The organism is Povalibacter sp., from assembly GCF_036735925.1.
GTDB lineage: Bacteria > Pseudomonadota > Gammaproteobacteria > Steroidobacterales > Steroidobacteraceae > Steroidobacter.
Window position 1 is genome coordinate 1 of record NZ_DAINNK010000100.1, and the last position, 15,287, is coordinate 15,287.

The window sequence follows — 15,287 nt, forward strand, 5'->3', positions numbered from 1 at the left end:
CAACTCATTGCTGACGATCATTGCGCCGCTGACACGGCGCACCGAGTGCGGCTGTGCTCATTGCAGGCCGCGGAGGGGTGAGGGGGTGGATTCAGCGGTGGTGGACACGCTCGGTGTGGAGTTCGCGGGCAGAACGATGCCTCACGAGTGTCATCCGGGCCGGATTTGCGGAGTCAGGGGCTTTGACCAGTCCTCCGGGGTCAACATCAGACCCGCGATGCGAATCGGGCAGGTGGATTGAAATCCCTATCCGCCCTGTCGACGCGGAGCAGTATCCGGTGGGTACGTTATTCAGAGTGCTTCCGAATCATGCCTGCGCCATGGCCGCCCAACATTCTGCGTACCAGGTCGTTCGCGGCCGGGGAGTCGAGGTCGTCGATACGTGGCCACGCATCAATGGTTGGTAGGGTGGTGTGGGCTTGAGATGGGTCGGGGAATGTAGAGGCAGCCTGTGTAGGCGGCTGAAACGACAGATGCATTTCTAGCTGGGCGAGTTGATGGTATCGAAAGCAAAGACATGAATAATTGCTCGCCACGGCAATGAGTTGCGAATGGGGTGTTGCTTCCTCTCTCTCCGCCAAACTTCACCGCAAGTCTCCGACGTAGCACGTCGTTATCAGCTCGCGGTTCCCCCAGCGGGATTCGAATCCTCGAACATGAAAAAGCCGGGTTCGACAGATTTGCGGAGCAAATCTGGACGCACGAAGTGCGGTCCTGAGCGATAGCGAAGGACGAGGGTCGGTCCCCCGACCCGAGCAATCCCTCTCTCCCCCACGACACCGCGCCTGCTCAACGAAGTGCCAACCGCTTCGATGATGCGAGTGCAGATTCGAATCCTCGAAAACTAAGAAAGCTGGTTCGACAGATTTGCAGAGCAAATCTGGACGCACGTTAGCGCGATCCCTCGCGGAGCGAGGGATGAGCGACGGTCCCCCGCCGCGAACAATCCCTCCCATACGTCACCGCGAGCTAATAGCGGAGTGCCGTGCGCCGGTGATCGAAGCGCCGATTCGAATCCTCGACGATGACGCTGACGCGAACCTCAAGGCGTTCGGGATTTCCTCGCCAGTCGCGCGAACAGATCCTCTGCCGACTTCAGGTCCCTCTGCTGCGGCATTACCGCTTGCCTCATCACCGGCAGCGCCTGATCCAGCAATTCCACAGCCTCGGCACGCTGGCCGCGCGCGGCCAGGATGTCGGCCAGCTCGCAGCGCGCCGCGGAGAGCTCGAAGGCATTGACGCCGGCCTGATGCCTGCGCACGGCTTCGCGCAAGCTGTATTCGGCCGCGGCGAGGTCGCCTTCCCGACGCGCGAACGCCGCCTCGCTGCGTAGAAGGCGCGCGAACATCGGATTGGTGCCCGGCACGCCGCGCCGGGTGGCGCGCATCCGGGTTTCCTCGATGGCGCGGCGCCCGGCCACGGCATCGCCGGCCTGGCGAAGTGCTTCGACGTGCTGCGCGAGCGACAGTAGATAGTCCTCGGAATCTTCTCCCTGACTGGCGCGCGCAACCTCGGTTTGCTGGCGCACGATCTCGCCGGCTTCGTGCCACCGCTCATTGGCGAGCAGCACCTGCACACGGCCGCGTTCGAAGGTGAGTCGAAAGGTATCGTCCGGAGCGATGCCGGCAGCCGCCATCGGGATCCGGGCTTCTTCGATCAGTCGCAAGCTGGTGGGGTAATCGCCAACCGCCGCCTGAAGTGTTGCCAGATTGGCGCGCGACATCGCGAGATTCATGGGCCCGGAACCTTCGTCCGCCAGCAGCGCTGCCACCCGGGCCTGCGCAGCCAGGGCTTCGCGATATCGGCCCTGGCCGCGCAGCGCCTTGTGCAGCGAGGTGTACAACACGGCGAGACTAGTCAGACCACTGCCACCCGTCCTTTCGACCGCACCAATGGCTTCGCGGCTCACCGCCTCCGCCTCGGAAAGCCTGTCCAGGAGAACCAATCCGTCGATGCGATTCCGCAGCAGCACGAAGCGCTGCGGCGAGTCGTCGCGCACGCCGCGCTCATCGGCGAACGCCAGTCCGCGCTCGCTCAATTGCACCACGCGGCTGCGGTCATTGTTGAAATTGGCGATGCTGCCCAGGTCCGAATACAGGCGCAGCACCACGTCCACGGGCGGGTCCGGCATGGCCAGCGCTATCGACAGCGCCTGCTCGGCGCGCTGGCGGCAGGCTTCCCAGCCGAACTTGAAGACGTGGCCCAAAGTCTGGTGCGCGAGAGCCCGCAGCTGCTGTTCGGGATCATCGGGGGCGAAGCGTCGGCGCAGGGCCGCGGCGCGGTCGGCGACCGCGACACTCTGCTCACCCTTTTCGAGCCCGGCCAAAGTATCCGAATACACCACGAGGTCGTCGGCCAGAGCGAGCGCCGCATCACGGCTCTTGGGCTCGATGTCTCGGACGCCGGCCTCCAGCAAGGCCTCGGCCTGATGGGATTCGCCCACCGAAAAGTACAACCGCCCGAGCATGCGTTGCACGGGCTGCCGCACGCGCGGGTCGGCCGACTTGCGCAGTTCGAGTTGCTGGCGCGCGCTGTCCAGCAGCTGGCGCACGGTGATCTCGCTGCTCCGAGCCTGCTCGGGGGAGGCGGCCGCGAGCGTGTCGGCGAGGAACTGCAGCGACTCGATGGCGCGCGCACTTTCGCGACGGGCTTCGCGCGCCTGCCACAGCGACACCGCTGTGCCGGCGATCAGCGTAAGCGCCACCGCCGCGATGGAAGCCGCGAGCACGCGATTGCGTCGCAGCCAGAGACGCGCGCGTTCGCCGGCGCGGGCCTGCACCGCAAGTACCGGCTCATCGTCGAGCCAGCGCTTGAGGTCGGTGGCCAACTCGTCGACGCTGCCATACCTCGCCGCCGGATCGCGACGCAGGCAGGTGGCCACCACCACGGCGAGACCGCCGCGCAGCCGGCGTGACAGCGCGGCGGCGTCGGATTCGCCGCGCGCCTCGAGCTGGGCTGCGGCGGCATGCGCGGCTGCGCGCGGCAAGGTTTCCGGGTCCTTCTGCAACAGCTGCACTTGCCGCGGCAGCGACATGTCGCTCGAGATGCCGAAGGGATGTGACCCCGTCAGAAGCAGGTGCAGCACCACGCCCAGCTGCCAGACGTCGGTGGCGGTGGTGATGGGCGCGTCGCCGAGTTGCTCGGGTGCGGCGTAACCGAAGGTCACCGCGCGGTCGGCGAGCACCGTGACCTCCGGATCATGGAGCTGCTTGGCGATGCCGAAATCCAGTAGTTTGACGCGGCCCGTGGTCTCGACCAGCAGGTTCGAGGGCTTGAGGTCGCGGTGCACCAGCAGGTTGCGATGCGCATGGCCCACGGCGTCGATGGCCTGCAGGAACAGCCGGATGCGCGCCGCCACGTCCAGCCGCTGCTCGTCACACCAGCGGTCCAGCGGTACGCCTTCCACGTACTCCATGACGAAGTACGGGGCGCCCTCGTCGTTGAAGCCGCCGTCGAGCAGGGCGGCGATGTTCGGGTGGCTGAGTTCCGCGAGCATCTGCCGTTCGCGCAGGAAACGTTCGCGAAGCGCCGAGGTGCCCGACGCCGCACGCACGAGTTTCAAGGCGGCACGTTGACGGTAGGCGCCATCGGCGCGTTCCACTTCATACACCGTGCTCATGCCGCCACGCCCGGCCACCATGATGACGCGCCAGGCGCCGATCACGGCGCCGGGTGGTACTTCCTGCAACGACCGTTCGAGCGCGGCGATGTCGTCGAAGGGTTCGCCTTCGCGGGCATCCGCGGCCAGCATGGTCTCGACTTTGGTGCGCAGACTCGCATCGTCCGCGCAGAGTTCGGCGAGCCTGGCTTCGCGGCCGGCCGGATCCAGCTCCACCACTGCGTCGAAGACTTGCATGGCGCGGTGCATGTCGGCTCCGCGCGAACTCATGCACACATCTCCGCCAGCAACAGCGCGCGTGCCTTGCGCCAGTCGCGGCGCACCGTGTACTCCGGCAGCTCCATGATTCGCGCGATCTCCGCCACGTCGTAGCCACCGAAGCAGTGTAGTTCGACCACACGCGCTACGCGGGCATCCACCTTGTGAATGGCCTCGATGGTTTCGTCGACCAGCAGGATACCGAGCGCGTCGGGCGTCGAGTCCCCGGAACTCTCGACGCCCTCGCGCAGTGCCAGCGTCGGACCGCCGGCATCGCGCTTGCTGGCGCCGACGCGCCGCGCGTGGTCGACCAGCACTTGGCGCATGGCGCGGGCCGAGAGCGCCGCCAGGTGGTGCCGAGCGTGGCCCGCGGCCGGCTCCCGGCCCGCCAGTTTGAGATAGGCCTCGTGCACCAGAGCGGTGGTCTCGAATCCCCGAGTGGAGCGCCGGAGCTGTCGCCGAGCGGCCTGCTTGAGCTCCTCGTACAGCGCGGCGTAGGCCGCATCCAGTGCCCGGGCGTCGCCCGCGCGGGCCAGCGCCAACAACTGCGTGACGGGCGGGGGAGAGGGGTTTTTCATGAATCCTGGTGCAAATATATCCGCGGTGCCGTGTACGAAATCGCCGCCGAATACGTATCACTACTTCGAAGCGCCGGGCCGTCCGGTCGCTGCGGAGATTATGTGATGAAACGCGCCATCGGACAGATCACCTTCCTCGTCCTGTCGATCCTCACATTGGTGATCCTCTCGGCCTGCGGTGGTGGGTCACAAACCGCAGCGCCGGCGGCTACCAATCCACCGCGACCGCCCCCGTCAGCGACCGCGCCGGCCATTGGCTTACAACCGGTATCGGCCAGCGTCACGGCTCCGGCGGCCGCCACGTTCTCGGCCACGGCCAGTGGCACCGGGTCGCTCTCTTATCAATGGCGCAGTTCGGCCAATGGCACGGACTGGACCCCTATCGCCGGCGCCACCGGTGCGAGCTACGAGACCGGCGCCACCGACGCCGGCATGGACGGCCGTTACTACTCCGTGGTCATCAGCAATAGTGCGGGCAACGTGACCAGCGCCAGCGTGCAACTCACGGTGATCACACCGCCCACCGGCGGCGGCCCCGGAGATCCCAACGACCCGCCACCCACCACTGGCGTGTTCCCGCATGCCCCGAATCCGCTCAGCGTCGCCGTCACGCCGGCCGAAGCCTCAATCGCGCAGTTCGTTCTCATGAGTTATGGCGATTCGGCGGTGGAGGTTCCAGGCGACGCGGCGAACCTTCCGCTCGCCGCCGGCGTCACCGTCTCGCTGGGTTTTTCGGGCAATTCGTTCTTCGACAATCAGACTCTGTCCGTCACGCCGGTGACGCTGGCGGGGCTGGGTGCCGGGAATCCGCTGCCTTTCCAGTCCGTGATCGGCACCTTCCAGGTTCATCCGGCCGAGTCGCCCGAGGCGGATCTGCAGACCCACAACCGCATGCAGGTGACATTCACGTTCACACAGGCGGCGCTCGACGTGCTGGGTGGCCAGCCGGTGATCTTCACGGCGCTCGCCGATGGCACGCAGCTGCACCTCGTCCCGGTGTACGAGAACGAAGACGGCACCTGGCCGGCATTGTCCCTGACCACTTCCGTGGGGCATCTCGGCATCTTCGGCGTGGCCATGATCGACGGCGCGCAGGCGGCCACGCTGGCCAACGCGTGGCCGTCCGGACACGACCTGCAACTACAGGCCGCGATCGCGACACCGTCCTATGAACTCCGCAGGACCGTGCCCATCACCCGGGCGAAAGCGCGCCCCCTCCGGACGCAATTAGAGGCGCGCATCAATGAAACCACCGAGGACTGGTCACGAGAAAGGCAGGCCATCATCGACGCGTATTACCACGACGTGGTGGAGCCGGCACTGCAAACCGCGAACTCCCCGAACGCCAGCCCTGCCGACATCACGGACGCGGCCAGAAAACTCATGAACTGGGAGCGCGAGCGGCAGCTGCTGGGGCTGGACGACACCGACGTGAACGTTCCGGAAATGCTGGTGCAGCTCGCAGAGCACGCCTTCGATCTTTCCATGCAGGATTGCCAGGCGAACCACAATTCCGCGGCGCTGGTGCAGGTCTTGAAAAGCATGCGCCAGCTCGAGCTGCTGGGCAGGCCCGCGCCGACCACGCTCGCGACCGTCATGGAGACCTGCGGCCGTTCGCGCTTCGAAGTGACCATGGACTTCGCGCAGTCGCATAGCTGGGACTACGAAGTGCGCAACGACATCTCGCCGGCGGTCACCATGACCGGTACGGCACGCGGAAACACCAGCGTCACGGGCAAGGTGCATATCGGCGAAAACTCGAACACGGAGATCACTGCCTCGAACCTGACGCACACCGACTTCTACGAGGAGATCTGCGCCGAGGGCGCCTACAGCTGCATCTACGCAAAGCGCACCGAGGCCGCGAACGACCCGGCGCCGCAAGTCACGCGTTGCGTGTTCTATCCCGCTGTGGAAGTTTCGCGCTGGAATCTCGACGTGCGCGGCATCCTGGCGAAACCGGACATCGCGCTGATGATCACCGGGACCTGCGCGGGCATCAACGGGGGCTACAACTTCACCGTCAATACCGACCAGATGACGGAAACCTTCACACGCGGTAATGAACCGACGACCACGAGGGTCATTCCCAAGTGGGAAGACGTCGACGCCAGGCAATGGTCTGGTGTCTACCGCGTGGGCTCGACCACGAAAATCCTGCGGCGCTCCGCGCCGATCGTGGGCGCCCTCGTGGTTCCCGGTGCGTTGGAGCGCTGGACGACCACGCTCAACGTGCAGATCGTCGAGGTGATTCCCACGAATTGATCCCGCGGAAACCGCGAACCCGTCCTTTTCGCCCACATCTATTGTGATGGCTTTGTAACGCCGCAGCTTGAACACATGCTCATCGACTATCGCGAGCGGCGAATTGGCGTGCCAACGGGCTAACACGGTATTAAAGGTTGATGCATAGCCGACAGGAAGGTCGACGGCGCTCGAGTGCCGTAGTGGCGATTACGCGGTGCTTGTCGCGAGCACGGCAGTCGCAGCGTTCCTCAGCCCCTCACAAGAACGAAGAAGTTGATTGCGTACGGGGAGTCGGTGCCGCGGGGAGTCGGTGCCGGGCCGGGAGTCGGTGCCGCGCGGGAGTCGGTGCCTGCCGCGCGGGAGTCGGTGCCCGCGGGAGTCGGTGCCGGGCCGCGGATTCGCGGATTTCTCCCAGAACTACCCAGAAATTCGTGTGCCGTGATTCTCCAGGCGCATGCATGGTGGCGTACCCAGGCTGCCACTTCCGAGGCACGGATGCCACGCCCTCTCCGACTGCATGTTCCAGGCGCGTTCTACCACGTCACGCTCCGCGGGAACCATCGCCAGAACATCTTCTTTAGCCCTGCTGACCGACACGTGTTCAATCAACTCGTGGCAGAAGTCGTTGAGCGATTCACGGCCCGGCTCCATGCGTACTGCCTGATGACCAATCACGTGCATCTGCTCGTTCAGGTTGGCGACGTACCGCTTGGCCGCCTGATGCTAAGGATCGCCGGTCAGTACGCCCGCATCATTCAGCGCCACCTTCATACGACAGGACATCTCTTCGAGAAGCGGTATCACCCCGTGCTGGTCGACGCCGACGCATACCTGCTTGAACTGCTTCGCTACATCCACCTCAATCCGGTTCGCGCACACATGACGTCGAAGGCGGAAGACTATCCATGGTCAAGCCACCACACCTACCTCGGCACGCGACCCGAGCCCTGGGTCACTACCGATTTCGCACTGGCAATGTTTCACTCGTGTGCAGATCAGGCCAAAGCAGCATACCAACGCTTTCTCAGCGAGGAAGTCGATGCGGTCTCTCCGCTCATCGAATGCAATCCCAACGACCAACGGATTCTCGGCAGTGACGACTTCGCCGGCAGGCTGCTCGGCGCCGCATGGCGGCCAAGGTCACGCAAATCCGTACAGCATCTGATCGAAGAGGCAGCACAACAGTTTCAGGTGACCCCTGAGGCGTTGTGCTCCTCAGGCAAACAGCGTCACTTGAGCCGGGCGCGCGCCTGGATCGCTCATCAGGCAGTCACGCACAGGATTGCCTCGCTGTCACACGTCGCTCGACTGTTGCAACGGAGCGAATCCAGCCTGCGCGAGGCCGTGCAGCGCCATTTCCCGAACTGAATCCGCGAATCCGCGGCCCGGCACCAAGGAATCAAGGAATCCGGGCACCAAGGAATCGGAACTCCACGCTGCTCGGCATGCTCCTGACGGGCAGCATGGCGATGATGCGGGTCATCTTCATTTCCTGCTGCTGTTCCTGCTCGTGTTCTTGACGGACTCCGCGAACTCGAAAACCTCGTCCACGCGCAATCCGAACACCCGCGCGATGCGGAACGCCACTTCCAGAGACGGCGAATACTTTCCGGCTTCGATGGCATTGACCGTCTGCCGCGTGACGCCGATGCGGTCCGCCAGCTCCTGCTGCGTCATCTCGCGATGTTCGAAGCGCAGCCGGCGGATGCCGTTGGTGATGACGGTGCTGCTCATCATGAGCCGCGGCGGTAATACACGATGATCGTGGCCTGGCGCACGAGCTGCGCCAGAACGAAGGCGAACACGATGGATACGCCCATGGCAACGGCGCCCGCGCCGGCCAGGTGCAGCGTCACGAAGATGGCTGCGAAGGTACCTGCGGTGAACACCCAGAAAGCGATGCGCGTGGCTTTCAGCGCGATGATCTGTTCGCGCTCGTCCTTCGGCGTACGCGCCTCCTTGGGGTTGCGGAAATAGAACACCAGCCAGCCGATGAGTTCGATCGATACGAAGGTGCCGAGCGAGGCTCCCAGCGCGAGCAGCGCCAAGCCATGCCGGTGCGGCTCGAACATGCCGGGGCCATGCAGCCAGTACATCAGCGACACCACGATGAGGGCGATCAGCGTCACCCAGGCGGTCTTCTCTCGAAATGACATCGGTTTCTCCGCGGCTTTCAGGCGTGCGGGGAAAGTAATAAAAACCAGACATGGTGTCAAAAATTATTTACATCACATGTCATCGATGCCGCGCGCCGCAGCTCTGCTGCGCCCCGTCGCGATCACGCAGGAACGTAGGTCAACCGGATCACGTTCTCGTCCATCGACTCGTTCGCTACGAGGCGCAGCGGCGGCCGGGGTCCGGTGAAGAACGGTTTGCCGTGGCCCAGCACGACGGGATGGAAGTAGAGTCGATATTCGTCGATGAGGCCGAGGTCGGTCAGGCTGCGCGCGAGGTCGGGTCCGGAGACGGCGATCTCCCCGGCGAGCCGATCCTTCAGGTCACGTATCGTCGTCCCGAGATCGCCGTCGACCAGCGTGGCGTTGGGGCCCACCGACTTCAACGTGCCCGACACGACCCACTTCGGCTGGGTTCGCCAGGCCGTCGCGAATTCCCGGAGTTCCGCGGTCCATTCGGGATGATCGTCGTCCCAGTAACGCATGATCTCGTACATGCGACGACCGTACACGCTGCCCGCTACGCCACGCACTTGCTCTATCCAGTGACGAAAGAGTACGGGGCCCGGTGAAAATTTCTCGTGGTCGACGTAGCCGTCGAGCGACACGTTCATTCCGAAGACGATTCTTGCCATCTGTGAATTCTCCATCACGGGTTCTTCAGAACGGATCGCGTGTCACTCTGCCGCGATCTGGCGAACTTCGCATCTGCCTTCCCAGCCGGGTGCGAACTGCCGGTGCAGTTCCATGAATTCGACGGCGCTGGCCACGGCTTCCTCATTGCTCTTGAACTCGAACACGGCGTAGCCGCCGATCACTTCCTTGGATTCGGTGAACGGTCCATCGATGACGTGGAGTTCGCCCTTCTCCAGCGAGACCTGCGTCGCCATCTGTATGGGCATCAGGCCGTTGGTTTCGATCAGCCGGCCGGCCTTGAATTCCCGTTCCGCCAACTGGCCGATCGCCTCCATCAGTGCCTGCGGCGGCGGGCCCTGCGTGCTGGAAGTCACGAACATCATGTAACGCATCCTGGTTTCCTCTTGGGTCGGTATCCGGTGTTCTATAAGACGAATGACCCGGACCGGGACCGACACGCCGTTGCATACGACGCTGCCCACGCAGGGTCCAAAAAGAAACCGGCCGAGGCAGCTTGCGCCGCCCCGGCCGGTTCGTGTCGCCGGTCGATTACTTCGTGACGGTGCCTGCGCCTTCCACCTTCACCTGTCCCGGGTTGTCGAGCACCAGCATCACGACGCGACGGTTGTGCAGCCGGCCTTCGGCCGTGCCGTTGTCGTCGATCGGCTGGGTCTCGCCATAGCCGCGCGCAGCAAGCTGGCTCGCGGCCACGCCCTGCTGGACGAGGTAGCCGCGCACGGATTCGGCGCGCTGCTGCGAGAGCTTGAGGTTGTAGGCGTCCGAGCCGCTGCTGTCGGTGTGTCCCTGCAGTTCGATACGCAGGTTCGGGTACTTCTTCAGATCCGTGGCCACGGCATCGAGTACGCCGCGCGAATCCGAGGTCAGATTCGCCGAGTTCGTTTCGAACGTCACGCCTTCGAGCGTGATCGAACCCTGACGCGGGCAGCCCTTGGCGTCGACGGCCACGCCCGCAGGCGTGCCGGGGCACTGATCCGCCGGGTCGAGCACACCGTCCTTGTCTTCATCACCGGGCGGCGGCGGCGGAGGCGGCGGTGTCGGTGCGACCGGCGCCGGTGCAGGTTCGGGCGCAGCGACCGGCTTGGGCGCCGGCGAGCCGAACGAGAACTGGAAGCCGATCGTGCCGATGTAGTCGACCAGATCGTTCTCGGCGCCGGCATCGCTCCAGCGCGCCTTCAGATCCGGACGCAGCGAGAAGCTGTTCGAACCGTCGGCGGCTTCCCACAGACGAATGAACGCGCCGACGCCGGCCTGGCCCATGAGATCCGTGGCATTCGATCCGGGGCTGCGTTCGTTCGACAGCGCGCCCGCACCGACGCTGATGTACGGCGAGAATGCGCTGTCGCGATTCATGACGCCGAGGAAGTTGAGCGACGTGCCCCACAGGCTCAGGTCGCTGCGGCCGGGGCCGCCGCCGATCTGCGAGCCGTCGACATTCAGCTCGATGCTGAGGTTCTGGCTCACGTGCTTGCCGAATGCCAGGCCATACAACCAGTCCTTGTCCTGGACCGGCCGATCGTTGTCGACCGACACGCCTCCGAACTGCGGCGTCAGATACCAATCGCCAACGTCGCTCGCACTCGCCAGCGCAGGCAGCGCCAGTGCAACGGCCAGAGCAACACCCTTCATACGCTTCTCCTCATGATGCTTATTCGTTCGATGCGCCGACCGGTGCGGCCGGCGCGGGAGGGAAGATATCGGGCATGGCCTGCTTATCAACCTGTTTCTGGAAAGGTACCGGAATACGGTACTCTGCAGATCGTCATGCAATGCGGAGAGACTTGATGAGCGAGACCGATCGGCTGATCAGCGCGCTGAAGCGCTGCCTGCGTACGCGCGGCTTCACGTACGGAAAGCTCGGCAAGGCGCTCGGCCTGAGCGAATCGTCCGTCAAGCGCCTCTTCGCCGATCGATCCTTCACCATCGCGCGGCTGGAAAAGATCTGCGCCGTGCTCGACATGTCGTTCGCCGAACTCGCGGCGTTGTCCAACGGCTCGCGTCCGCAGCAGACCGAGATTCCGATGCTGACGCTGGAACAGGAACGCGTGCTGGCCAGCAACGATTCGCTGCTGGCCTGTTTCTACCTGCTGCTCAACGGTCACGAGATGACCGCGATCGCCGCGCGACTCGGCGCCAGCCAGCGGACGATGCGCAGTTGGCTCGCGACGCTCGCGCGGGCCCACCTGCTGGAGGTTCAGGGCAATACCGTACGCCTCAATGCCAAGCTGCCGATCGCCTGGCGCGTCGACGGTCCGGTGCGCCGTGCCTATGAGCGCCAGGTTCGCGCAGAGTTCCTGCAATCGCCGTTCACCGAGCGCAACGAGAACCTGAGCTTTCATTCGGCCGAACTGTCGCAGGCATCGATCCGCATCATGCTGCGCAAGCTGGAGCGCCTTTCCATGGACTTCGCCGAGCTGGCCGTCCTGGATGCGCACGTGCCGTCGCGCGACAAGCTCAGCTTCGCGATGCTCGCCGCCTGCCGTCCGTGGGTGTTCTCGATGTTCTCGGCCTATCGACCGCGGGCGACGCGGACGTGAATCCGGCTCGCTCCTGGTAGGGCACTGCCCGTCGCCTCCGTCTGCCCGGTGGCATCCATCGTTGCGGACGTGGCAGGAAGCTGTCGCGCACCGCGCTCAACTTCCGGGCTACGGAGATTCCCATGGCGGTGCACCTGTCGGTTCGAACCCTGTTGCTGTCCGCTGCGCTGCTCGGTGCAGGCGCAGCGCACGCGGCGAAACCCTTTCAGATCGAGGAAGCCAGCATCGAGAGCATCCAGGATGCGATTCGATCCGGCGAGACCACCTGCAGGCAGGTCGTGCAGGACTACATCACCCGTGCACGCGCCTACAACGGTGTGTGCTCGAAACTCGTTACCGCCGAGGGAACGAAGATCAAGGCTGTGCCCGGAGCGGTGCGGGCCGGTGCGCCGTTGAAATTCCCGACGGCAACGCTGGCCATCGACAAGCACGTTCCCGACTTCGACAAGTACAAGGGATTGCCGCCCGACTTCGGTCGCATGGAGCCGACCCTGTCGGACCCGGGCGTATATCAGCAGTTCGGCATGCTGGTCGGCACTGCCAATGCCGGGCAGGTGAACGCACTCGAATCCATCAACATCCGCGGCGAGCGCTCGGTGACCTGCAAGGGCAAGTTCGATGCGCCGCCGGGCACGCCGTTGCCCAAGGATGCGCCGCCGGCGTGCGAGAAGTTCCGCCAGCAGCCGGATGCGCTCGAATACGCGGCGCAGCTCGACGAGAAATACGGCCGCGACTTCGACACGAAGACCATGCCGCTGTACTGCGCGCCGATGTCATTCAAGGCGGTCTATGACACCGCAGACATGCGCTCGACCGGCGGCGGCGACGTCAAGTACGCGATGGACGCACCGCCCAGGGATTCGACACTGGTGCGTCGCCTGCGCGAAGCCGGCGCGATCATCTACGCGCACGCCCACAATTCCGAATACAACGGCGGCAGCGGCGATCCCACCGGACCGGCCAAGGTGGAGCGGCCGTACATCGGCGCCGGCGGCTCGCGCGAAACGTGGGGCGGCATGACGTGCAATCCCTACGACACCGAACGGGTCACGGCGGGATCGAGCGGCGGCTCCGGCGCGTCCGTGGCGGCGAACCTGGTCGTGTGTTCCATCTGCGAAACCACCGGCGGCTCGTGCCGCGGTCCCGCGAACTATCACAGCACGGCCCTGATCGTGCCGACCAAGGGAATGATTTCGTTCGACGGCACCATCGGCGCCAATCCCTACCAGGATCGTCCGGGCATCATCTGCCGCAGCGTGAAGGATGCGGCGACCGTGCTCGATGCCTTCCGCGACAAGAAGACGGGCACGTACTTCGATGCGCACGATCTCTACACGTCGCTGCCGCGGGTGATCGAATCGAAGACGCCGTATCTCGATGCGATTGCGACCGCGAAGGCCAGGCCGCTCGCAGGCATGCGCATCGGCATCGTCCGCGAGCTGTTCGTGAAGGACAATCCCGCGAAGATCGCCGTGAGCGACGGCATCAATCGCGAGCTTGCGGTATTGCGGAATCTGGGTGCCGAACTGGTCGAGACCGTCGACCCGCGCTACCCGGACGATCCGGCCATTCCGAACATGACGTTCACGTTCAACGACGCCATCGCGGAAGTCGTGCCGTTCCACATGCCCGAGATCTTCGCGTGGCAGAAGGATGGCAAACCGGAGTTCACCGTGCCGGGCTGGGACGTGACCAGCCGCAAGTATCTGGTGGCGCTGTCGACCCACAAGGCGCCGCTGCCCGCCAACCTGAACTTCAACCGGGTATTCGGCAATCCGCCCGAAGATCCCGAGGCCGTGTCGGGCTACACGTTCGCCTTCGATTTCGCCAAGTACCTGGCCCTGCGCGGCGACGCCAGCGTCTACGACTGGCAGACGCTCAACGCCAATGCGAAGTACTACAACGACGTGCGTCGCGCGGCGATGACCAACTGGGAAAACAAGGAAATGGATATCCGGACCGACGCCATCACCTACACGATGAAGCGCCGCGACACCTTGCGCATGGTCATGACCAAGGTGCTGCGCCAGAACGGCATCGATGTGCTGGTGAATCCGGTGAACCCGACATTGGCGGAAAAGATCGGCGGCGCCACGGCGAGCGACAGCGGCAGCCGCTCGGGCTACGGCTACGGCGCGATGCTGGGCATTCCCGAAGTGTTCGTGCCGGCGGGCTTCTCGACGACGGTGGTCGATGCCAGTTTCGTACTGAGCAAGGACGCGACCAGGTACGAAGGCCAATGGAACGCGACGCCGACCAGACTCGGTGGCGTAGGGCTGCCGTACAACATCGCCTTCTGGGCCGAGCCCGGCCAGGAGTCGACCCTGATCACGGTGGCTTCCGCGTACGAATCGGCGACGCAGCATCGCAAATCGCCGCCCGGTTTCGGACCGGTCAGGCACGAGCCCTGATCGCACGCAGTGTCAGGTACGCCGGGGCAACTGTGGCCCCGGCGTGCGGGATGACGGTAAGTCATTTGGCGCAGTCGAACCGCGACGCCGCTGTCGTATCATCCGGACATCCTGTGGATGGAAGGACAAATGGTGGAGAACAGCGATGTATTGCGTCTCGGTGTCGGCGGTCCGGTCGGTTCGGGCAAGACGGCGCTCGTCGATTCCCTGTGCAAGCGCATGCGCGAGCAGTACAACCTCGCCGTCGTCACCAACGACATCTATACGAAGGAAGACTGCGAGTTCCTGATCCGCAGCCAGGCGCTGCCGGCGGAGCGCATCCGCGGTGTCGAAACCGGTGGCTGCCCGCACACGGCGATCCGCGAGGACGCATCGATGAATCTCGCCGCCATCGACCAGTTGATGGAGGATTTCACCGGTCTCGACATGATCATCGTCGAGAGCGGCGGCGACAATCTTGCGGCGACGTTCAGTCCGGAGCTGTCCGATCTCACGCTCTACGTGATCGACGTTGCTGCCGGCGACAAGATTCCGCGCAAGGGCGGGCCGGGGATCATGCGATCGGACCTGCTCATCATCAACAAGATCGACCTGGCGCCGCATGTCGGTGCATCGCTCGAAGTCATGGATCGCGATGCGCGCAGGATGCGCGGCGACAAGCCGTTCGTGTTTACCAACCTGAAGACGGGGCAGGGGCTGGATCAGGTGGTGGCGTTCATCGAGAAGCAGGGGATGCTTCTGTAGGTCAGGCTTCAGCCTGACATCCCCGGAGGCCGGCTGAAGCCGGCCCCACAGTAGGAGGGCCCCCT

At 64.6% G+C, this 15,287-nt stretch carries 13 protein-coding genes; 6 read left to right on the top strand and 7 right to left on the bottom strand.

Annotation, left to right across the window (positions count from 1 at the left end):
- Window positions 1-113 precede the first annotated feature (113 nt).
- A complete protein-coding gene (locus tag V7D81_RS23350) occupies window positions 114-407 on the top strand; it encodes a hypothetical protein (protein WP_349257711.1) in 294 nt (97 codons plus the stop codon).
- A 635-nt stretch (window positions 408-1,042) separates the two neighbouring features.
- Here V7D81_RS23350 and V7D81_RS20795 read toward each other — a convergent pair.
- Window positions 1,043-3,856: a serine/threonine-protein kinase gene (locus V7D81_RS20795; protein WP_324319896.1), complete on the bottom strand. Its 2,814-nt coding sequence runs from the start codon at window positions 3,854-3,856 to the stop codon at window positions 1,043-1,045.
- Between the two features lie 29 nt (window positions 3,857-3,885).
- Window positions 3,886-4,455, bottom strand: coding sequence for an ECF-type sigma factor (locus V7D81_RS20800; protein ID WP_324319898.1), 570 nt, complete (start codon window positions 4,453-4,455; stop codon window positions 3,886-3,888).
- Window positions 4,456-4,560: 105 nt separating this feature from the next.
- Here V7D81_RS20800 and V7D81_RS20805 point away from each other — a divergent pair, with 105 nt between their 5' ends.
- The gene (locus tag V7D81_RS20805) at window positions 4,561-6,720 is read left to right on the top strand and encodes a hypothetical protein (RefSeq protein ID WP_324319900.1); all 2,160 of its coding nucleotides are present in this window, start codon (window positions 4,561-4,563) and stop codon (window positions 6,718-6,720) included.
- A gap of 477 nt (window positions 6,721-7,197) precedes the next feature.
- Window positions 7,198-8,070, top strand: a complete 873-nt coding sequence (locus V7D81_RS20810; protein WP_324319902.1) for an REP-associated tyrosine transposase — start codon at window positions 7,198-7,200, stop codon at window positions 8,068-8,070.
- Window positions 8,071-8,187: 117 nt separating this feature from the next.
- Here the strand turns inward: V7D81_RS20810 and V7D81_RS20815 are convergent, their stop codons facing one another.
- The 5 genes from V7D81_RS20815 to V7D81_RS20835 form a co-directional block, all read right to left on the bottom strand.
- On the bottom strand, window positions 8,188-8,439 hold the full coding sequence (locus tag V7D81_RS20815) for a helix-turn-helix transcriptional regulator (protein ID WP_349257712.1): 252 nt from the start codon (window positions 8,437-8,439) through the stop codon (window positions 8,188-8,190).
- Window positions 8,436-8,858, bottom strand: coding sequence for a hypothetical protein (locus V7D81_RS20820; RefSeq protein WP_324319907.1), 423 nt, complete (start codon window positions 8,856-8,858; stop codon window positions 8,436-8,438). Before V7D81_RS20820 ends, V7D81_RS20815 begins: the two co-directional genes overlap by 4 nt.
- A 122-nt stretch (window positions 8,859-8,980) precedes the next feature.
- Window positions 8,981-9,511 carry a dihydrofolate reductase family protein gene (locus V7D81_RS20825; protein WP_324319909.1) on the bottom strand — a complete coding sequence of 177 codons (531 nt, stop codon included), beginning with the start codon at window positions 9,509-9,511 and terminating at the stop codon, window positions 8,981-8,983.
- 42 nt (window positions 9,512-9,553) lie between these two features.
- Entirely contained in the window at window positions 9,554-9,904 is a 351-nt protein-coding gene (locus V7D81_RS20830; RefSeq protein ID WP_324319911.1) for a YciI family protein, read from the bottom strand.
- Between the two features lie 157 nt (window positions 9,905-10,061).
- Window positions 10,062-11,159, bottom strand: coding sequence for an OmpA family protein (locus V7D81_RS20835; protein ID WP_324319913.1), 1,098 nt, complete (start codon window positions 11,157-11,159; stop codon window positions 10,062-10,064).
- 155 nt (window positions 11,160-11,314) lie between these two features.
- Here V7D81_RS20835 and V7D81_RS20840 point away from each other — a divergent pair, with 155 nt between their 5' ends.
- From V7D81_RS20840 to ureG, 3 genes are all read left to right on the top strand, one after another.
- Complete coding sequence (locus V7D81_RS20840) at window positions 11,315-12,067, top strand: helix-turn-helix domain-containing protein (RefSeq protein ID WP_324319915.1); 753 nt, start codon at window positions 11,315-11,317, stop codon at window positions 12,065-12,067.
- A 122-nt stretch (window positions 12,068-12,189) separates the two neighbouring features.
- Window positions 12,190-14,478 carry an amidase family protein gene (locus V7D81_RS20845; RefSeq protein ID WP_324319917.1) on the top strand — a complete coding sequence of 763 codons (2,289 nt, stop codon included), beginning with the start codon at window positions 12,190-12,192 and terminating at the stop codon, window positions 14,476-14,478.
- Between the two features lie 129 nt (window positions 14,479-14,607).
- A complete protein-coding gene (gene ureG / locus V7D81_RS20850; protein ID WP_349257713.1) occupies window positions 14,608-15,222 on the top strand; it encodes an urease accessory protein UreG in 615 nt (204 codons plus the stop codon).
- Window positions 15,223-15,287 lie beyond the last annotated feature (65 nt).

What these genes read in the sequence shown, in the direction of transcription:
- V7D81_RS20795 (WP_324319896.1), bottom strand. Translation starts at nt 3,856, where the DNA reads ATGCAAGTCTTCGACGCAGTGGTGGAGCTGGATCCGGCCGGCCGCGAA.
- V7D81_RS20800 (WP_324319898.1), bottom strand. Translation starts at nt 4,455, where the DNA reads ATGAAAAACCCCTCTCCCCCGCCCGTCACGCAGTTGTTGGCGCTGGCC.
- V7D81_RS20805 (WP_324319900.1), top strand. Translation starts at nt 4,561, where the DNA reads ATGAAACGCGCCATCGGACAGATCACCTTCCTCGTCCTGTCGATCCTC.
- V7D81_RS20810 (WP_324319902.1), top strand. Translation starts at nt 7,198, where the DNA reads ATGCCACGCCCTCTCCGACTGCATGTTCCAGGCGCGTTCTACCACGTC.
- V7D81_RS20815 (WP_349257712.1), bottom strand. Translation starts at nt 8,439, where the DNA reads ATGATGAGCAGCACCGTCATCACCAACGGCATCCGCCGGCTGCGCTTC.
- V7D81_RS20820 (WP_324319907.1), bottom strand. Translation starts at nt 8,858, where the DNA reads ATGTCATTTCGAGAGAAGACCGCCTGGGTGACGCTGATCGCCCTCATC.
- V7D81_RS20825 (WP_324319909.1), bottom strand. Translation starts at nt 9,511, where the DNA reads ATGGCAAGAATCGTCTTCGGAATGAACGTGTCGCTCGACGGCTACGTC.
- V7D81_RS20830 (WP_324319911.1), bottom strand. Translation starts at nt 9,904, where the DNA reads ATGCGTTACATGATGTTCGTGACTTCCAGCACGCAGGGCCCGCCGCCG.
- V7D81_RS20835 (WP_324319913.1), bottom strand. Translation starts at nt 11,159, where the DNA reads ATGAAGGGTGTTGCTCTGGCCGTTGCACTGGCGCTGCCTGCGCTGGCG.
- V7D81_RS20840 (WP_324319915.1), top strand. Translation starts at nt 11,315, where the DNA reads ATGAGCGAGACCGATCGGCTGATCAGCGCGCTGAAGCGCTGCCTGCGT.
- V7D81_RS20845 (WP_324319917.1), top strand. Translation starts at nt 12,190, where the DNA reads ATGGCGGTGCACCTGTCGGTTCGAACCCTGTTGCTGTCCGCTGCGCTG.
- ureG (WP_349257713.1), top strand. Translation starts at nt 14,608, where the DNA reads ATGGTGGAGAACAGCGATGTATTGCGTCTCGGTGTCGGCGGTCCGGTC.